Genomic DNA, 16,624 nt, shown 5'->3' on the forward strand with positions numbered 1-16,624 from the left:
AATGAATCGCAGAACCTATTTTGATGAGAACTGAATCGGCAAGCTTCTGAAAAAGCAGGGAGACCGGCAATGCAAGTCACGCAATCGCGTCCGTCGGCGAAAATCCTGATGTTCCCGCTGGCAGCGCGCAAGTCTGCCTTAAATTTAGGCGCCAAGGCCAAATTCGCGGCAGAGCTTGCCGCGCTTCGCGGCGAGCACGCCGATTCCGATGGGTGGTATCACGAGGCCGCCGTCGAGGAAGAGAACCCGCAACGGAAGAGCTGAAGCCCTCCACGTCGATCTCACATGAAAAAGCCCGGCGCGATCGCTCGCGCCGGGCTTTTCGTTCGTATCGGCCGATCGGCTACTCCTTGGTGTGCAGGTCGGTACCGAGCGTATCCTTGACGAAGATCATGCCGATGATCAGCGTCATTGCCGCGATTACCACCGGATACCAGAGGCCATAATAGATATCGCCCTTGTAGGCGCTGAGCGCGAACACCGTCGCCGGCAACAGGCCGCCGAACCAGCCATTGCCGATGTGGTAGGGCAATGACATGCCAGTGTAGCGAATGCGAGTCGGGAACATCTCGACAAGGATCGCCGCGATCGGCCCGTAGACCATGGTCACGAACAGCACCAGGATGAACAGGATACCGATTGTCATCGGCCAGTTCACCGCCGCCGGATCGGCGAACATGGCGAAGGCGCCGCCGCCCGGTATGTTGTAGACGGTGACCTCGGGCGCGCCCGCGGCCTCTTCGGTGGTCAAGAGCTTGTCCTTGACCGCCTGATCAATCGGCACAGTCGCCTTCTCACCGGCACGGATCGCGGCAGCGTCCAGCTTCAGTTCCGGGTTGGCGGCAACAAACGCATCGAGTTTCTGGTCCGCAACCTTGATCGCCGCACGCTTCAGCGGATAACCGCCGTCCCGCAGGGACATGTTGACAGCCTTGACGAAAGCCGCGTCCTTGGCCTTGGCCTGATCGCCGGCGGCGACCGCGTCGTAGGACGCCACCGTCTCTGTACCAATCTTGACTGACGCGGCCGTTCCGGGCGCGGCCGTCGACACTACATCGTACGGTACCGAGTTCTTGGTCAGGAACGAAGTCGCGATGTCGCAGGACGTCGTGAATTTCGCGGTTCCGACCGGATTGAACTGGAACCTGCAGTCGCCGGGTGCTGCCGTCACAGTTGCCCGAGTGCTCTGCTGTGCCTTGGCGAGCGCTGGATTGGCGGCCCAGGTCAATGCCTTGAACAGCGGGAAGGTGCAGACGATGGCGAGCGCCAGGCCAGCCATGATGATCGGCTTGCGGCCGATCTTGTCGGAGAGCCAGCCGAACACGACGAAGAAGATCGAGCCGAGCGCCAGCGCGATGGCGATCATGATGTTGACCGACTGCGCGTCGACCTTCAGCACATTTTGCAGGAAGAACAGCGCGTAGAACTGGCCATTGTACCAGACGACGGCCTGACCGGCGGTGAGGCCGAGCAGCGCCAGGAGCGCGATCTTCGCGTTTTTCCACTGACCAAAGGCTTCCGAGAGCGGCGCCTTGGAGCCCTTGCCCTCGTCCTTCATCTTCTGGAAGGTCGGGGACTCCGAGAGAGACAACCGGATCCAGATCGAAATGGCGAGCAGCAGGAAAGAGACGATGAAAGGAATGCGCCAACCCCAGGCGGCGTAGCTCTCCTTGCTCAGCGATCCCTGCACAATCAGGATGACGATCAGCGACAGGAACAGGCCGAGCGTCGCTGTCGTCTGGATCCAAGAGGTGTAAAAGCCGCGGCGGTCATCGGGCGCGTGCTCGGCGACATAGGTCGCCGCACCACCATATTCGCCGCCCAGCGCCAAACCCTGCAGCATGCGCAAGACAATCAGGATCACCGGAGCAGCGATGCCCAGGGTTGCATAGCCGGGCAACAGGCCGACCAGGAAGGTCGACAGGCCCATGATCGTCATGGTGACCAGGAATGTGTATTTGCGGCCGACGAGGTCGCCGATGCGACCGAACAGCAGCGCGCCGAACGGGCGCACCAGGAAACCTGCGGCAAAGGCCAGCAGCGCGAAGATGTTGCGCGTTGCCTCGGGAATCGTCGGACTGAAAAAGGTCGAGCCGATGAAAGCCGCCAGCGAGCCGTAGAGATAGAAATCATACCATTCGAAAACGGTGCCGAGCGAGGAAGCGAAGATGACTTTCTTCTCCTCCCGCGTCATGCCCCGGCTCCTTCCGCCGGCGGTCGATGCCATTGCCATTGAGTTATCCTCCCGTGAGACCCAGTCCTAGATGCTGTGCGCCAACGTCCGCGTTCTCCTCCGAACGCGGACTCAAAAAGCGCAGCCAGCACATGAAAAATGGCAGAAAGCGCAGGGAAAAGGCAGCGCGACGATGGGATTATGACTTTCGTATTAGGTGCAGTGCGAAGGCGGAGCGAAGCGCTCAGGCCCGCAGCGCTTCGAGCAAGCTGACGGCGGCCATCATGTCTCGTTTGCGGGCGGCACGACGCGCGACTGCTTCGGCGTCCTGTCCCCAATGCGCGATCTGCCAGTCCTCGTCGACATGGCCGGCGGCCCAGGCCTCCTCGCCGGCGAGCTCGCCGAAATCGACCGCCAACGCCAGCAACGCCGAGCCGGTCAGCGATGTCATGACATGAATGGCGGCCAGGCGCAGCGGCTCGGCACGCTGCGCCAGGTGGCTGCCCAGCACGGCAATGGTTTCGCGCGGCTGCTCGACATGGATGATACCCTCGGCAAGGTTGAAGCGAACCCCAAGCGCGGCGCGTGCCCAGTCGATGACGGGATCCCACTGTTCGTTCTGCCGCTCGACCAGCCCTTGCGGCGCATCGGCGCGGTAACAGAGCAGATCCGACGAGGCAAAACGCAGAATGTCTTCCAGCACCGCCTGCGGATCGCTGGCAACGCCATCGATGGCGGTGTTGACCAGCCGCATCACCGGCATCGTCACCGGATTGATCGTCTCGCCCTGTTCCGCGAACTCGCCGGCAACCAGTGCCGCGGCCGCTTCAGTCGGCAGCGCCAGCAGCGCCTTGCCCGGCGTGCGCACCGGCCTGCCGTCGAGTTGCACCGCGAAGCCAGCTTCCACCGGCACGACCGAGACCTCCTTGTAGAAGCGCTTGGGCAGCGGCGTCTTCATCTGGATCTGGGCGCGACGTACCGGATCCGGATCGGAAAGATACTTGCCCGCTTCAAGGTCGTTAAGGATATCACGCATGAAGTCTCTTTCTCACACCGGTGTCAGCTTGCGTGCCGGCCGGTTGACGATGATCAGCCCCGCCGCAATCAAGCCAAGTGCCAGAAAAATGCGAATGGTCAGCGGCTCGTTCAAGATGATCGCACCGCATAAAACACCGAAGACCGGCGACAGGAAGGTGAAGCTCGACAGCCCTGAGGCCGGATAGCGGCGCAGCAGCCAGAACCACAGCACGTATGTAAAGGCGACGATATAGATTGCCTGGAAAAGCAGCGCCAATGTCGGCAGCAAGGCTGGATCGCGAACGGGTGGGCCCGCGAGAGGCATTACCAACACGCCAACGATCGCCGCGCCGGCGAGTTGATAGAGCAGCAGCTTCTCCGCGCTTGCCTCGACCAGTTTCGATCGCTTGATGAGGATATTGGTCAGGGCCCAGAAAAACCCGGAACCAAGGCTCAGGAGATCGCCGAACAGCATGTCTCCGCTACCGCCGAGCTTGTCGGAAAAAACGGTGGCGAGACCCGCGAAAGCCAACAGCAGGCCAAGGAACTTGCGCGTGGTGATCTGTTCGCCGAGCAGAAAGTGGCCGCCGATCAGCATCCAGAACGGCATTGAGTTGACCAGCAGCGTGTTGCGGGCAACGGTGGTGTGCTCCAGCCCGACATAGAGGCAAAGGAACTCGATGCCGAAAAGCACGCCGACCGCGATGCCGGCCAGCAATGTCCCATCCCTGGTGAACAGCGCAATGCCGCGCCAGCGGCACCAGAGGAAGACGCAGAAGCCGCCGATGACCGAGCGTGCGATTGACAGGAAGACTGGGTCGTAGCCGGCGTAGGAGATCTTGGCGGCGACGTAGTTCAGGCCCCAGGAGAAGGTCAGCCCGACCATGATGGCGGCGGCGGCCATATCGACCGTGTCGCGCCGATCGAGCGCGTCGGTGGCGCCACTCACGGTCAATCCTCCGCGCTGGCGTCGTCGAAGCCGATCAGGTTCCAGCTCTGGCGCATGTGCGGCGGCATCGGCGCGGTGACGTCGATAACGCCCTTGTCTGGGTGCGGGATAATGATGCGGCGCGCGTGCAGGTGCAGGCGGTTTTGAATGCCGCCGGGAAAATCCCAGTTGGTGTCGGCTTCGAAGTATTTCGGGTCGCCGATGATCGGGCAGCCGATATAGGCGGCATGGACGCGGAGCTGGTGGGTGCGGCCCGTATAGGGCTCCATCTCCAGCCAGGTCATGGTCTGCGCCGCCTGCTCGATGATGCGGTAGTAGGACACGGCATGGTCGGCGCCCTTTTCACCATGCGCGGCCACGCGCACGCGGTCGCCATCCTCTGTCGGCTCCTTGATCAGCCAGGTCGAGATCTTGTCCTCGCGCTTGGGCGGCACGCCTTTGACCAACGCCCAGTAGGTCTTCTTGGTTTCTCGCGCCCGGAACGCCTCCGAGAGCTTCATGGCGGCAAGCCTGGTACGGGCGACAACCAGCACGCCCGACGTATCGCGGTCGAGCCGATGCACCAGCCGCGGCTTCTCGCCCTTCTGGCTGCGCCAGGCTTCCAGCATGTCGTCGACATTGCGCGTGACGCCGGAGCCGCCCTGAACGGCGAGGCCCGCCGGCTTGTTGAAGACGAAGACCTTCGGGTCCTCATGGAGCAGCATCTTGGCGAGCACATCGGCGTCGCCCTGGTTGCGGATCGAGTGGCCCGTGAGCGCGCTCTCGCCCTTCTTGTCCACCTCGAGCGGCGGCACACGCACCATCTGGCCCGGCTCGACGCGGGTGTCGGCCTTGACCCGGCCGCCATCGACGCGGATCTGGCCGGAGCGCAGCAGCTTCTGCAGGTGGCCGAAGCCAAGTCCCGGGAAATGCGTCTTGAACCAGCGATCGAGCCGCATGCCCGCCTCGCCGGCTTCCACCGTGATCTGTTCAACGCCTGCCATAGTTCCAATCGCCGTTTCGCCGGATGCAACCGTATTCGCCGCGTCCGCAACCTTACACGCGAGAGACACTGGACCCGTCGCCCGGATCCATTGCAGGTCACTCGTTCTCGGTTCCATATTGCAGAACCTGAACTTTCTCCAGTGTGATCAGGCCGCTTATCATGATTGTTTCAAGCGCGGGTAGGAAAGCAGCTATCTTTTCCTCGCAGTCGACGATCTCGATCACTAGCGGGAGATCCTCCGACAGACGGAGGATTTTCGTGGTGTGGAGTCGGCTGGAATGGCCGAACCCCATCGCGCCGCGCAGGACGGTCGCACCGGCAATCTGCATTTCGCGGGCCTTGAGCACGATTGCTTCATACAGCGGGTGGCCATCCGCCCGGTCGTTCTCGCCGATGAATATGCGCAGCAATTGCGCCTGCCTTGGTATCTTCATTGCCCGGATCCTCTCAGTCGGTTGAGGCGCATTGCAAAGATGTGGCCAAGCCAGACGGCGGCAAGCCACGCTATCACGGAGATAGCGATGTTGAGCCCCGCCGCCACATACCTTCCATTCTGCACCAGGGTGAGGGTTTCAAGGCTGAACGCCGAAAAGGTCGTCAGGCCTCCGCAGAAGCCGACCATGAAGAATTGGCGCTGCAGCGGGCTGGCAAAGACGCGGCCGTCGGGCCCCGTCAGCGTCGCGTAGAAACCGATGAGGAAGGAGCCGACAATATTCACGAGGAGCGTGCCGAAGGGAAATCCATTGCCCCACAGCGCGGTACTCGCCAATGAGGCAAGCGCCCGCAACACGCCGCCGATCATGCTGCCGGCAGCCACGGTCGCATAGGTACGAACCGTTTCACTCGTTTTGCGCCAGCCAATACGGCGCGTGGCTAACCCTGCCGCAGCGAGATCCGACCCGCCGGAGCCGAGCTTCTGCCGACCGCTCACAGCGTCCCGCCACCGATCAAAAGACTTGCCGCGGCAAAGCCCAGCGCCACGCCGCCAAGGCTCAGAAAGACCGAAAGCACCATATTGCCACCGGCGCGTAGCCATTCGCCCTCGCGCGCCAGCGCCAGCGTCTGCAGGCTGAAGGACGAAACCGTGGTATAGCAGCCGAGGCAGCCGGTAACGGCAAAGGCCCAAATAGCAGGCATCGCATCGCGCGCCACCGCATGCGCGATGACGCCGATCGCAAAGGCTCCCGAGACGTTGACGACCATCGTCCCCCAGGGAAAAGTCTCGCCGACCCGGCGGGCGACGAAGCCGGACAGGAAAAAGCGGGCCATTCCGCCGAGCGTGCCGCCGAGACAAACAAGCAATAGATACATCGCGATCCCTCTTGCCGGTCACTAGGAAGTTGTCAGGCAGTTCCAGCCTTCTTGGTCTTGGTCGAACCGATCATCTTCCAGTTCTTGTAGAACATCGAGTTGATGCGCTCGACGCTGACCGACACGACCGCAAGCATGCCAGCGATCAGGCGAGGGAACGGGGACGGTCTGATAATATCCATGAACACGCAGTAGCGGCGGCCATCATATTCGTTGACCGAGCGATGCAGCAGCGTGTCGTCGAAAATGAACTGCGGATTGTCGTACCAGTAGTTCTTGACGTTGCCGCATTCGACGAAAATCTCAGCTTTCACCGGGATCAGATTGTAGAGGATGCGCAGGCTGAGCCGCAGCGGCCCGAAATGCCAGGAGGTCGATTCGCGCTTGCTGAAGACGGAAACGGCGATCGTCTTGATGTATTTGAAATCCTTGTTGAATTCCTCGACATTGTCTATCCTGTGCTTGCCGTACCACTGGTAGACATACATGCCGCGCCGGCCGGCGCCGAAATTGGCGTCGATATCGGCGATGATCTCATCCTTGCGCGCCTTGAAGACATCAAGGACCTCGTTGACCTCACGCTGATAGTCGGCGGGAAACTGCTCCAGCTTCCACACGCCCGGATTTCTGTAGCACAGAAGATCGACCAGCAGGTTGAAGGGTGAGAGCAACCAGGTGAAGAGCCCGTTGCCAAGGAAGTAGCCGCTGAACAGCGCCAGATCCTTCCTGTCGTTGCGCAGCACATCGATCAGACCACAGACGATGAAGATCGTCGTCAGGATCGGTATGAAATAGAAGCCAAGGGCAAGAATCGGGATGGCAATAGCGAATTTGCGAAGTGATTTGCGAAGGGTTTTTGTCATTTTTCCACGCGCGATGCGCGATCCTGTTGCGAATGAGGTGCCCAAATCATGGCAACGGCCACCGCCCGACCGTGCGCCTTGATAAGGTTTTTTGGGTCACCGCACAACGGCCATGGTATCCGGCCGGGCTGGCTGCCTGGTGGAGCCTGCCGGGCTGTCAATGCACCGCCGGCAAGCCAAGCTCGTCCCATTTGTCCCTGGCCACGGGATCGCCGACCAGAAACTCAAAGCCAATGACGCTTTCGCCGTCCTGTGCGAGCTGGCATTTGAACTTCAGACTGTACCAGTTTTTGCGGCTGCGGAAAGCCGCACCATCAGCGGCGATCGTCGTGCCGGTTATCTTTTCCTCGGCGGTTGCGTAGGGCACCACCTGCTCCGGCTGGAAATCCGCATGCCATTGGCGGATCTGATCCATGGCCTCCAGATTGCAAAGCTGCACCATACGCTCGTCGGATGCGAAGGTCCTGAGATCGGCGCGCGCCTGCCTGCTGCGCGGATCGGCCAGGGTCTTGGCCGACAGCATCCGCGTCGGGCGAATCATGGCAGGCGCGGCGGGCGGTTGAGTTTTGGGCGGGTTCGAAGCAGGCGGTGGCTCTGCCGCCCTCGCCTCCGGCACCGCCGCAGCGGCGGAGGCCGGCGGCGGTCTCGCCGATGCCTCGAACTGTTCAGGCGCCAGGATGTCGACCGACACCAGCTCTTCCTCCAGCCGGTTCGGCCGCTTCGGCAACGGCATAAATGCCAGTGTCGCGGCGAACAGTGTATGAAGGACGACCGAAGTTGAAATGCCCCAGGGCGAAGCCTCGTCCCGAAGCGTGACGACCACCGGGCGACGCAAACCGGCTATTCCCGCTCTTTGCGCAGCTTTGCCCAGTAGTCGAGCCGCTTTCTGATATCGCGCTCGAAACCACGCTCGGGCGGATCGTAGAAGGTCTGTCGACCCATCTTTTCGGGAAAATAGTCCTGGCCTGAAAAGGCGTCCGGCTCATCATGGTCGTAACGGTAGCCGGCGCCGTAGTCCTCCTCTTTCATCAGCTTGGTCGGCGCGTTGAGGATGTGCTTGGGCGGCAGCAGCGAGCCATGTTCCTTCGCGGCCCGCGTGGCTGCCTTGAAGGCCGTATAGACGGCGTTGGATTTCGGCGCGGTGGCGAGATAGACGGTGGCCTCGGCGAAAGCGAGTTCGCCCTCCGGAGAGCCGAGATAGTCGTAGGCATCCTTGGCGGCGTTGGCGACAACCAGTGCCTGCGGATCGGCCAGCCCGATGTCCTCCATCGCCATGCGCACCAGCCGGCGGCCGAGATAGAGCGGATCCTCGCCGGCATCGAACATGCGCGCGAGATAGTAGAGTGCGGCATCCGGATCCGAGCCGCGCACCGACTTGTGCAGCGCCGAGATCAGGTTGTAATGGCCATCCTGGCCCTTGTCGTAGATCGGCGCACGGCGCTGGACGATGCGCTGCAGCCCTTCGGGATCGAATATCTCGCCAGGCTTGGCGGCACGCCAGACTTCCTCGGCCAGCGTCAGCGATGCGCGCCCGTCGCCATCGCTCATGCGGATCAGCATCGCCCGCGCCTCGTCATCGAGCGGCAGCGCCCTGCCCTCGGTCTCCTCCGCCCGCGTCATCAGCTTGGCGATGCTGTCTTCGCCGAGCGAATGGAAGACCATGACCCGTGCGCGCGACAACAAGGCCGCGTTGAGTTCGAAGGACGGATTTTCAGTTGTGGCGCCGACCAGGACGACCGTTCCATCCTCCATGACGGGGAGAAAAGAATCCTGCTGGGCACGGTTGAAGCGGTGGATCTCGTCAACGAAAAGCAGGGTTTGGCGGCCGTTGGCGCGGCGCAGCTTGGCCGCCTCGAACACTTTCTTCAGATCGGCGACGCCGGAAAAGACGGCCGATATCTGCTCGAAGGCAAGACTGGTCTCGCCGGCGAGCAGCCTCGCCACCGTGGTCTTGCCGGTGCCGGGCGGCCCCCAGAAGATCATCGAGCCCAGCGAACCGGAGCCGATCAGCCGGGTCAGCGCGCCATCGGGGCCCGTCAAATGCTCCTGGCCGACCACCTCGCCAAGGTTCTTCGGACGCAACCTGTCGGCCAGCGGCCGCCCGGGCGGAACTTTTTCCGGTTCGTCGACACTGAACAGATCGGCCATGCACTTCCTCAGAGCAATTCCAGGAAAAGCGTGAAGCCTTGTCCGTCCGGAATTGCGTCAAAACAAGGAGATAGAGCAGATCGGCGTTTCGGCAAAACGCCGATCTGCTTTAAGTTTGGAGCGCGATCCCATCAGGGGTCGAACTCAGTAACGCAACACCTGGCGCAGTATCTGCCCACCGCGCTCGACGGTAAAGCGCCACCAGCGCGTATCCTGCTGGGCTACCTGCGCCAGCGTTGCGGCGGTGTCGATGCTGGTGCCGTTGACCTCGCGCACGATGTCGCCAGGCTGGAAGCCGAAATCGGCGGCCGGCGAATCACGGTTGATGTCGATCACGGTCACGCCCTTGAGATCGGTGCGCAGGCCGAGCTTCTGGGCCAGCCGCGGCGACAGTTCCGAGACCTTGGCGCCCGAGAACGGGCTACGGCCATGCAGCGTCACCTCCGAGGCTTTTGCCCCCTCCGGCGCGCGCTCCAGCGCGATATCCAAGACTGCTTGCTGGCCCTTGGTCAGGATCGCGAAATTCGCCTTGGTGCCGATCGACAGCGTCGCCATGCGATAGTCCAGCGCTTCGATGCTCTCGACCGGCTTGCCGTCGATCTGCAGCACGACATCGCCCGGTTTCAGCCCTGCCTTGCCGGCGGGGCCCATCGCATCGGCCGACGAGACCAGCGCCCCAATTGGCTTTTCCATGCCGAGCGATTCGGCGATCTGCGGCGTCACCGCTTCGAATTCGGCGCCGATATAGGGCCGTTCGAAGAAATCGAGGCCGGCCTTGGCGGCATCGGCGAAAGCCCGCACCATGTTGGCGGGAATGGCAAAACCGATGCCGATCGAGCCGCCGCTGCGGCTGTAGATGGCGGTATTGATGCCGACAAGCTGGCCGCCCATATTGATCAGCGCACCGCCGGAATTGCCCGGATTGATGGCGGCATCGGTCTGGATGAAATAGCCAGAATCAGAAACGCCGATATGGCTGCGAGCAAGGGCGGAAACGATACCGCTGGTGGTGGTCTGGCCGACACCGAAGGGATTGCCGATGGCCAGCACCAGGTCGCCGACTTCGAGCGCGTCGGAATCACCGATGGCAATGACCGGGAACGGTTTGTCGGACTCGATCTTGAGCACGGCCAGATCGAGCGTCTCGTCCTTGAGCATCACCTTGCTGGTGAATTCACGGCCGTCGGCGGTCGCCACCTTGACCTCGTCGGCGTCCTTGATGACATGGAAATTGGTGACGATCACACCGCTCGGATCGACCAGAACACCCGAGCCCAGCGAAGACTGCGCACGCGGCTGGGCGCGGCCGAAAAACTCCTCGAAGAAGGGATCGCCTTCGAAAGGCGAGGTCACCTTGGCCGTCTGCGAGGCATAGACATTGACCACCGCCGGTGCCGTCTGCTTGACCAGCGGCGCGAAGGAAAGCTGGACCTCCTCGCGGCCGAACGGCACGCGCTTGTCCGGGCCGGAAGTGGCATTCTCGCCTTCGACGCCATGCAACAAGTCGGTCAGCACATCGGAGAGCCCCGGATCGGCTGGCTTGGCGGCGTCCTCGGCCAGCGCCTGCCGGACTGCCGGTGCGGCTGCGAACACCATGAAGGCGCAGAGCAGAACAAGGGACAGTTTTTTGGCGCGCATTGCGAATCCTCCAAGCGAGTTCGGGCGCATTGTCCCGACGAATGTGCAAAATGAAAGGCTAAGCCGCTGAAATCCGATTATTTTCGCGGCAATCAATATTTTTGGCTGCGCCTTTGCGCGCGGAATATGAAAAAGGGGCCCGCAGGCCCCTTTAAATCAATCTGGAAGGACGAAACCTTATGCGGCTGCGGCTTCGTCCGTGCCTTCCGCCTCGAGGCGGGCGCGGTCGCCGGCGCCCTTGGCGTCGGTGTCGCGGTCGACGAACTCGATGACCGCCATCGCGGCATTGTCGCCATGACGGAAGCCGGCCTTCATGATGCGCAAATAGCCGCCGTTGCGGGTGGCGTAGCGCGGGGCGATGGTATCGAACAGGCGCTTGACGACGCCTTCATTGCCGATCTGCGCGATCACCTGGCGGCGGGCGTGCAGGTCGCCGCGCTTGCCGAGCGTCACCAGCTTCTCGACGATGGGACGCAGGTCCTTCGCCTTCGGCAAGGTGGTGACGATCTGCTCGTGCTCGAGCAGCGACACCGCCAGGTTGGCGAACATCGACTTGCGGTGGCTTATGCTGCGGGCGAAGCGGCGGCCTTTGAAACCGTGGCGCATGGCTCTTTTCCTTCTTCAGTTGTTCAAGAGGCCACGGCCTCTGATGGTTTTCCGCACGACCGTCGGATCGAGCGGCTCACGCCGCCGATCCTTGGAGTTCATGCTCAATATTGGTCTTCGTAACGCTTTGCGAGGTCTTCGATGTTTTCCGGCGGCCAGTCCGGCACTTCCATACCGAGGTGCAGGCCCATCGCCGCCAGAACTTCCTTGATCTCGTTCAGCGACTTGCGGCCGAAGTTCGGGGTGCGCAGCATCTCGGCTTCGGTCTTCTGGATGAGATCGCCGATGTAGACGATGTTGTCGTTCTTCAGGCAGTTGGCCGAACGCACCGAAAGCTCGAGTTCGTCGACCTTCTTGAGCAGCGCCGGATTGAAGGCGAGCTCGGTGACGGCTTCCGCGGCGACTTCCTTCTGCGGCTCGTCGAAGTTGACGAACAGGCCAAGCTGGTCCTGCAGGATGCGGGCGGCGAAAGCCACCGCATCCTCGCCCGAGATCGAACCGTCGGTCTCGATGGTCATGGTCAGCTTGTCATAGTCGAGAACCTGGCCCTCGCGGGTGTTCTCGACCTTGTAGGAGACCTTCTTGACCGGCGAATACAAGCTATCGACCGGGATCAGGCCGATCGGCGCGTCTTCGGCGCGGTTGCGCTCCGCAGGCACATAGCCCTTGCCCGTGTCGACGGTGAATTCCATGCGGATTTCAGCGCCTTCGTCCAGCGTGCAGATGACGTGGTCGGGGTTGAGGATCTCGACGTCGCCAACCGTCTGGATGTCGCCGGCCAGAACCGCGCCCGGGCCCTGCTTGCGCACGACCATGCGCTTGGGGCCATCGCCTTCCATGCGGATGGCGATTTCCTTGATATTCAAGACGATGTCGGTCACGTCCTCGCGCACGCCGGCGATGGACGAGAATTCATGCAGAACACCGTCGATCTGCACGGCGGTGACAGCCGCACCGCGCAGCGAAGACAGGAGCACGCGGCGCAGCGCGTTGCCGAGCGTCAGGCCAAAGCCGCGTTCGAGCGGCTCGGCGACCAGCGTGGTCAGCGTCTTCTTCTTCGACGAGAACTCGATCTTGTTCGGCTTGATCAGTTCCTGCCAATTTTTCTGGATCATGATGCTTTCCTTCCGTTGACCCGCCACCATCCAATCGTGGCGGGCGACCTGGAATACCGCGGAGGAGCGCCCTGGGCGCTCACGCGGCGTTCGATAAATTGCTTAGACGCGGCGCTTCTTGCGCGGGCGGCAGCCATTGTGCGGGATCGGCGTCACATCACGGATCGAGGTGATGGTGAAGCCGGCCGCCTGCAGGGCCCGCAACGCCGATTCACGACCGGAGCCCGGTCCGCAGACCTCGACTTCGAGCATGCGCATGCCGTGTTCCTGGGCCTTCTTGGCAACGTCCTCGGCAGCCATCTGGGCGGCGAACGGGGTCGACTTGCGCGAACCCTTGAAGCCCTGGGCACCGGCCGACGACCAGGCGATCGAATTGCCCTGCGCGTCGGTGATGGTGATCATCGTGTTGTTGAAGGTCGAATTGACGTGGGCAACGCCCGACGAGATGTTCTTGCGTTCGCGGCGGCGAACACGTGCGGCTTCCTTGGCCATGGTAGTCCTTTCAGTTGATCTCTACACCGCCGTAATGCCAGCGGCTCCACCTGGAAAAGTGAATAGTGAATTGGTGAGTAATGACGAGGTGCAGGCGTTAACGCCGGTTCTCACTACTCACTAACAGCTACTCACTCCCAATTACTTCTTCTTGCCGGCGATCGACTTGGCCGGGCCCTTGCGGGTACGTGCATTGGTGTGCGTGCGCTGACCGCGAACCGGCAGCGAGCGGCGGTGACGCAGGCCGCGGTAGCAGCCGAGATCCATCAGACGCTTGATGTTCATCGACACTTCGCGGCGCAGGTCGCCTTCGACCTGGTAATCGCGGTCGATGGTCTCGCGGATCTGCAGCACTTCCGCGTCGGTCAGCTGGTTGACGCGGCGCTCGGCCGGGATGCCGACCTTGTCGACGATCTCCTGGGCGAACTTCTTGCCAATGCCGTGAATGTACTGAAGCGCGATGACGACGCGCTTATTGGTCGGAATGTTGACGCCGGCTATACGAGCCATGTTCTTCTCTTCTCCATATCGGCCAGCCAACCCTCAAAAAGGCAGATCCGGCGCTATCCACATTGCCCCGCGTCCGGTGGAGGCCGGCCCTTGCGGGAGTTTCCAGTTCAAAGCGACTGCCTTGCCCTTGCGGACAAGCAAAGTGCGCACCTGATAGGAAGACGGGCCGCCATACCGCAGCGAGCCTCCTCCGTCAAGCTTAATCTTTAAATTCCCTTACCGCGCCTTCGCGGCCGCCACGACCACGGCTTCGATCTCCGCGGTCACCGCGTCGATACTGGCCATGCCGTCCACGGTCTTGAGCTTGCCCTTGGCGTAATAGTAGCCGGTCAGCGGAGCGGTTTTCTTGTAGTACTCCCGCAGGCGCTCTTCGAACACAGCGGGATTGTCGTCCTTGCGCACTGGCTGGCCAGCCGCCTTGGCATCATCGGCGCGCTTGACGATCCGACCGACCAAGGCCCTGTCGTCGACGACAAGTTCGATGACCGTATCGAGACCAATGCCGCGCTCCAGGAGCATCGATTCAACCGCATCGGCCTGCACCAGCGTACGCGGATAACCATCGAGGATGAAACCCCTGGCGCAGTCGGCCTGATCGATACGCTCAGCGACGATGGCGTTGACGATGGTGTCCGAGACCAGCTCGCCGGCATCCATCACCGCCTTGGCGCGCTTGCCGACCTCGGTACCCGCCTGGACGGCGGCACGCAGCATGTCACCCGTCGAGAGCTGGGGTATGCCGTGTTTTTCTACCAATCTTTGTGCTTGTGTCCCCTTGCCCGCCCCCGGCGGCCCAAGCAAAATCAACCTCATCTGGCTTTCTTCCCCCCGCGCAGCTTCGACTTCTTGATCAGCCCTTCATACTGGTGCGCGATCAGGTGACCCTGAATCTGCGCAACCGTATCGAGCGTGACACTGACCACGATCAGAAGCGATGTGCCACCAAGGTAGAATGGTACGCCAGTCGCCGAGATCAGGAACTCCGGCAGCAGGCACACCAGCACCAGGTAGATGGCGCCGACGACGGTGATGCGGGTGAGAACGTAATCGATGTAGTCGGCGGTGCGCTCGCCCGGGCGGTAGCCCGGGATGAAGCCCGAATGCTTCTTGAGCTGGTCGGCGGTGTCCTTCGGATTGAAGACAATCGCAGTGTAGAAGAAGGCGAAGAACACGATCATCGCCGCGTAGAATGCCATGTAGAGCGGCTGGCCGTGGCCGAGCGAGGCCAGGATGGTGCTCGCCCAGGCCGGCATGTTGGTCGTCTGCGAGAAGCCGGCGACGGTGGCCGGCAGCAGGAGCAGCGACGACGCGAAGATCGGCGGGATGACGCCCGACGTGTTGAGCTTGAGCGGCAGGTGCGAGGTATCGCCCTGGAACATGCGGTTGCCGACCTGGCGCTTCGGATACTGGATCAGCAGGCGGCGCTGGGCGCGCTCGAAGAAGACGATGAGCGCGATGACGACGATGGCCAGCACGATGATCGCCAGGATCAGGCCGGTCGACAGCGCGCCGGTGCGGCCAAGTTCCAGCGTGCCGGAAATGGCGTGCGGCAGGCCGGCGACGATGCCGGAGAAGATGATCAGCGAAATGCCGTTGCCGATGCCGCGTGCGGTGATCTGTTCGCCGAGCCACATCAGGAACATGGTACCGCCGACCAGCGTGACGACGGTGGAGATGCGGAAGAACATGCCGGGATCGCTGACGATGCCGTTGCCGTTCTCAAGCCCGACCGAAATGCCGTAGGCCTGCACCAGCGCCAGGAGCACGGTGCCGTAGCGCGTGTACTGGTTGATGACCTTGCGGCCCTGCTCGCCTTCCTTCTTCAGCCCTTCCAGCGAGGGAATGACAGAGGTCATCAGCTGCATGATGATGGAGGCGGAGATATAGGGCATGATACCGAGCGCGAAGATCGCCATGCGCTGCACGGCACCGCCGGCGAACATGTTGAACATGCCGAGCACGCCCTTGCTCTGCGAGGAGAAGGCCTGGGCGAAGGCGTCGGGATTGATGCCGGGAAGCGGGATGTAGGTGCCGAGGCGATAGACGAGCAACGCGCCGATGGTGAACCAGATGCGCTTCTTCAGGTCCTCCGCCTTGGCGAAGGCCGAGAAATTCAGATTCGAGGCTAGTTGTTCAGCAGCCGAAGCCATGCCTGATTCTCCGCTTGGTAACGCTTGATGGCCCGTGGGGTCAGGCGGTGCGTTTCACCGAAGCTCACGAGATAAGCTCCGGGCTGTAAACATGCAAGCGGCCGCGTTGACGCGGCCGCTAAATTGAGCAGGTCAAAGCGCGATCGAAAGCAAAAACGAATGCCACTCTTGCCGACCGCGCTTCAAATTGCCGTTACTCGGCAGCTGCCTTTTCCGGCAGCTTGACCGAACCACCGGCCTTTTCGATCTTCTCGATCGCGGCCTTGGAGGCGCCGGCGACGTCGAAGGCAAGCTTGGCCTTGAGCTCGCCGTCGGACAGCACGCGGACGCCATCCTTGACGCGACGGATGACGCCGGCGGCGACGAGCGTTTCGGCCGTCACGGTTGCCTTGACGTCAAGCTTCTTGGCATCGACGGCTTCCTGGATGCGGGCCAGCGAGACGACAACGAAGCTCTTGGCGAAGATGTTGTTGAAGCCACGCTTCGGCAGGCGCCGGTAGAGCGGCATCTGGCCACCCTCGAAGCCGTTGACGGCAACGCCGGAGCGCGCCTTCTGGCCCTTGACGCCGCGACCGGCGGTCTTGCCGGAACCGGAGCCGATGCCACGGCCGAGACGCTTCTTGGAGTGCGTCGCGCCGTCCTTGTCACGCAGATCGTTGAGTTTCAT

The 16,624-nt window shown here is 62.1% G+C and carries 19 protein-coding genes; 1 reads left to right on the plus strand and 18 read right to left on the minus strand.

Annotated features, from left to right (window positions below; genetic code table 11):
* The first annotated feature begins 69 nt into the window (after positions 1-69).
* On the plus strand, positions 70-264 hold the full coding sequence (locus tag O7B34_RS23650; RefSeq protein WP_140505229.1) for a DUF2735 domain-containing protein: 195 nt from the start codon (positions 70-72) through the stop codon (positions 262-264).
* Between the two features lie 79 nt (positions 265-343).
* Here O7B34_RS23650 and O7B34_RS23655 read toward each other — a convergent pair whose 3' ends face one another.
* The 18 genes from O7B34_RS23655 to rplO form a co-directional block, all read right to left on the minus strand.
* A complete protein-coding gene (locus O7B34_RS23655) occupies positions 344-2,233 on the minus strand; it encodes an MFS transporter (protein WP_337148356.1) in 1,890 nt (629 codons plus the stop codon).
* 184 nt (positions 2,234-2,417) lie between these two features.
* On the minus strand, positions 2,418-3,209 hold the full coding sequence (locus O7B34_RS23660; protein WP_337148357.1) for an ATP12 family chaperone protein: 792 nt from the start codon (positions 3,207-3,209) through the stop codon (positions 2,418-2,420).
* A 12-nt stretch (positions 3,210-3,221) separates the two neighbouring features.
* The gene (locus O7B34_RS23665) at positions 3,222-4,094 is read right to left on the minus strand and encodes a DMT family transporter (protein WP_337148431.1); all 873 of its coding nucleotides are present in this window, start codon (positions 4,092-4,094) and stop codon (positions 3,222-3,224) included.
* A 47-nt stretch (positions 4,095-4,141) separates the two neighbouring features.
* Positions 4,142-5,122: an RluA family pseudouridine synthase gene (locus O7B34_RS23670; RefSeq protein WP_140505223.1), complete on the minus strand. Its 981-nt coding sequence runs from the start codon at positions 5,120-5,122 to the stop codon at positions 4,142-4,144.
* 97 nt (positions 5,123-5,219) lie between these two features.
* A complete protein-coding gene (locus O7B34_RS23675) occupies positions 5,220-5,558 on the minus strand; it encodes a DUF190 domain-containing protein (RefSeq protein WP_337148358.1) in 339 nt (112 codons plus the stop codon).
* Entirely contained in the window at positions 5,555-5,926 is a 372-nt protein-coding gene (gene crcB / locus O7B34_RS23680; RefSeq protein WP_442920995.1) for a fluoride efflux transporter CrcB, read from the minus strand. Before crcB (O7B34_RS23680) ends, O7B34_RS23675 begins: the two co-directional genes overlap by 4 nt.
* A gap of 125 nt (positions 5,927-6,051) precedes the next feature.
* Positions 6,052-6,435, minus strand: a complete 384-nt coding sequence (gene crcB, locus O7B34_RS23685; RefSeq protein WP_337107156.1) for a fluoride efflux transporter CrcB — start codon at positions 6,433-6,435, stop codon at positions 6,052-6,054.
* 32 nt (positions 6,436-6,467) lie between these two features.
* The gene (locus O7B34_RS23690; protein ID WP_337148359.1) at positions 6,468-7,298 is read right to left on the minus strand and encodes an aspartyl/asparaginyl beta-hydroxylase domain-containing protein; all 831 of its coding nucleotides are present in this window, start codon (positions 7,296-7,298) and stop codon (positions 6,468-6,470) included.
* Positions 7,299-7,455: 157 nt separating this feature from the next.
* Positions 7,456-8,133: a DUF930 domain-containing protein gene (locus O7B34_RS23695; protein WP_337148360.1), complete on the minus strand. Its 678-nt coding sequence runs from the start codon at positions 8,131-8,133 to the stop codon at positions 7,456-7,458.
* Positions 8,134-8,138: 5 nt separating this feature from the next.
* Positions 8,139-9,446 carry a replication-associated recombination protein A gene (locus O7B34_RS23700; RefSeq protein WP_224614514.1) on the minus strand — a complete coding sequence of 436 codons (1,308 nt, stop codon included), beginning with the start codon at positions 9,444-9,446 and terminating at the stop codon, positions 8,139-8,141.
* Between the two features lie 144 nt (positions 9,447-9,590).
* Positions 9,591-11,084, minus strand: a complete 1,494-nt coding sequence (locus tag O7B34_RS23705) for a DegQ family serine endoprotease (protein ID WP_337148361.1) — start codon at positions 11,082-11,084, stop codon at positions 9,591-9,593.
* Between the two features lie 177 nt (positions 11,085-11,261).
* Positions 11,262-11,690 carry a 50S ribosomal protein L17 gene (gene rplQ, locus O7B34_RS23710; RefSeq protein ID WP_127279754.1) on the minus strand — a complete coding sequence of 143 codons (429 nt, stop codon included), beginning with the start codon at positions 11,688-11,690 and terminating at the stop codon, positions 11,262-11,264.
* Between the two features lie 104 nt (positions 11,691-11,794).
* Positions 11,795-12,805 (minus strand): DNA-directed RNA polymerase subunit alpha, encoded by a 1,011-nt coding sequence (locus tag O7B34_RS23715; RefSeq protein WP_006205443.1) that lies wholly within the window; start codon positions 12,803-12,805, stop codon positions 11,795-11,797.
* Positions 12,806-12,907: 102 nt separating this feature from the next.
* Complete coding sequence (rpsK, locus tag O7B34_RS23720) at positions 12,908-13,297, minus strand: 30S ribosomal protein S11 (RefSeq protein WP_006205444.1); 390 nt, start codon at positions 13,295-13,297, stop codon at positions 12,908-12,910.
* Between the two features lie 141 nt (positions 13,298-13,438).
* A complete protein-coding gene (gene rpsM, locus O7B34_RS23725) occupies positions 13,439-13,807 on the minus strand; it encodes a 30S ribosomal protein S13 (RefSeq protein WP_006205445.1) in 369 nt (122 codons plus the stop codon).
* 216 nt (positions 13,808-14,023) lie between these two features.
* Positions 14,024-14,620, minus strand: coding sequence for an adenylate kinase (locus O7B34_RS23730; RefSeq protein WP_027145579.1), 597 nt, complete (start codon positions 14,618-14,620; stop codon positions 14,024-14,026).
* Positions 14,617-15,957 (minus strand): preprotein translocase subunit SecY, encoded by a 1,341-nt coding sequence (gene secY, locus O7B34_RS23735; protein ID WP_337140598.1) that lies wholly within the window; start codon positions 15,955-15,957, stop codon positions 14,617-14,619. Before secY ends, O7B34_RS23730 begins: the two co-directional genes overlap by 4 nt.
* Positions 15,958-16,150: 193 nt before the next feature.
* Positions 16,151-16,624 carry a 50S ribosomal protein L15 gene (rplO, locus tag O7B34_RS23740; RefSeq protein WP_140505214.1) on the minus strand — a complete coding sequence of 158 codons (474 nt, stop codon included), beginning with the start codon at positions 16,622-16,624 and terminating at the stop codon, positions 16,151-16,153.

Source organism: Mesorhizobium sp. Cs1299R1N3 (assembly GCF_037179625.1).
Taxonomy (GTDB): Bacteria; Pseudomonadota; Alphaproteobacteria; order Rhizobiales; family Rhizobiaceae; genus Mesorhizobium; species Mesorhizobium salmacidum.

Bases quoted from the DNA above. Each gene is read 5' to 3' on its own strand.
- O7B34_RS23700 (WP_224614514.1), bottom strand. From the start codon at position 9,446: ATGGCCGATCTGTTCAGTGTCGACGAACCGGAAAAAGTTCCGCCCGGG.
- rpsM (WP_006205445.1), bottom strand. From the start codon at position 13,807: ATGGCTCGTATAGCCGGCGTCAACATTCCGACCAATAAGCGCGTCGTC.
- secY (WP_337140598.1), bottom strand. From the start codon at position 15,957: ATGGCTTCGGCTGCTGAACAACTAGCCTCGAATCTGAATTTCTCGGCC.
- O7B34_RS23650 (WP_140505229.1), top strand. From the start codon at position 70: ATGCAAGTCACGCAATCGCGTCCGTCGGCGAAAATCCTGATGTTCCCG.
- O7B34_RS23665 (WP_337148431.1), bottom strand. From the start codon at position 4,094: ATGGCCGCCGCCGCCATCATGGTCGGGCTGACCTTCTCCTGGGGCCTG.
- crcB (WP_442920995.1), bottom strand. From the start codon at position 5,926: ATGATCGGCGGCGTGTTGCGGGCGCTTGCCTCATTGGCGAGTACCGCG.
- O7B34_RS23715 (WP_006205443.1), bottom strand. From the start codon at position 12,805: ATGATCCAGAAAAATTGGCAGGAACTGATCAAGCCGAACAAGATCGAG.
- O7B34_RS23660 (WP_337148357.1), bottom strand. From the start codon at position 3,209: ATGCGTGATATCCTTAACGACCTTGAAGCGGGCAAGTATCTTTCCGAT.
- rplO (WP_140505214.1), bottom strand. From the start codon at position 16,624: ATGAAACTCAACGATCTGCGTGACAAGGACGGCGCGACGCACTCCAAG.
- O7B34_RS23675 (WP_337148358.1), bottom strand. From the start codon at position 5,558: ATGAAGATACCAAGGCAGGCGCAATTGCTGCGCATATTCATCGGCGAG.
- O7B34_RS23670 (WP_140505223.1), bottom strand. From the start codon at position 5,122: ATGGCAGGCGTTGAACAGATCACGGTGGAAGCCGGCGAGGCGGGCATG.
- O7B34_RS23705 (WP_337148361.1), bottom strand. From the start codon at position 11,084: ATGCGCGCCAAAAAACTGTCCCTTGTTCTGCTCTGCGCCTTCATGGTG.
- O7B34_RS23655 (WP_337148356.1), bottom strand. From the start codon at position 2,233: ATGGCAATGGCATCGACCGCCGGCGGAAGGAGCCGGGGCATGACGCGG.
- O7B34_RS23690 (WP_337148359.1), bottom strand. From the start codon at position 7,298: ATGACAAAAACCCTTCGCAAATCACTTCGCAAATTCGCTATTGCCATC.
- rplQ (WP_127279754.1), bottom strand. From the start codon at position 11,690: ATGCGCCACGGTTTCAAAGGCCGCCGCTTCGCCCGCAGCATAAGCCAC.
- crcB (WP_337107156.1), bottom strand. From the start codon at position 6,435: ATGTATCTATTGCTTGTTTGTCTCGGCGGCACGCTCGGCGGAATGGCC.
- rpsK (WP_006205444.1), bottom strand. From the start codon at position 13,297: ATGGCCAAGGAAGCCGCACGTGTTCGCCGCCGCGAACGCAAGAACATC.
- O7B34_RS23730 (WP_027145579.1), bottom strand. From the start codon at position 14,620: ATGAGGTTGATTTTGCTTGGGCCGCCGGGGGCGGGCAAGGGGACACAA.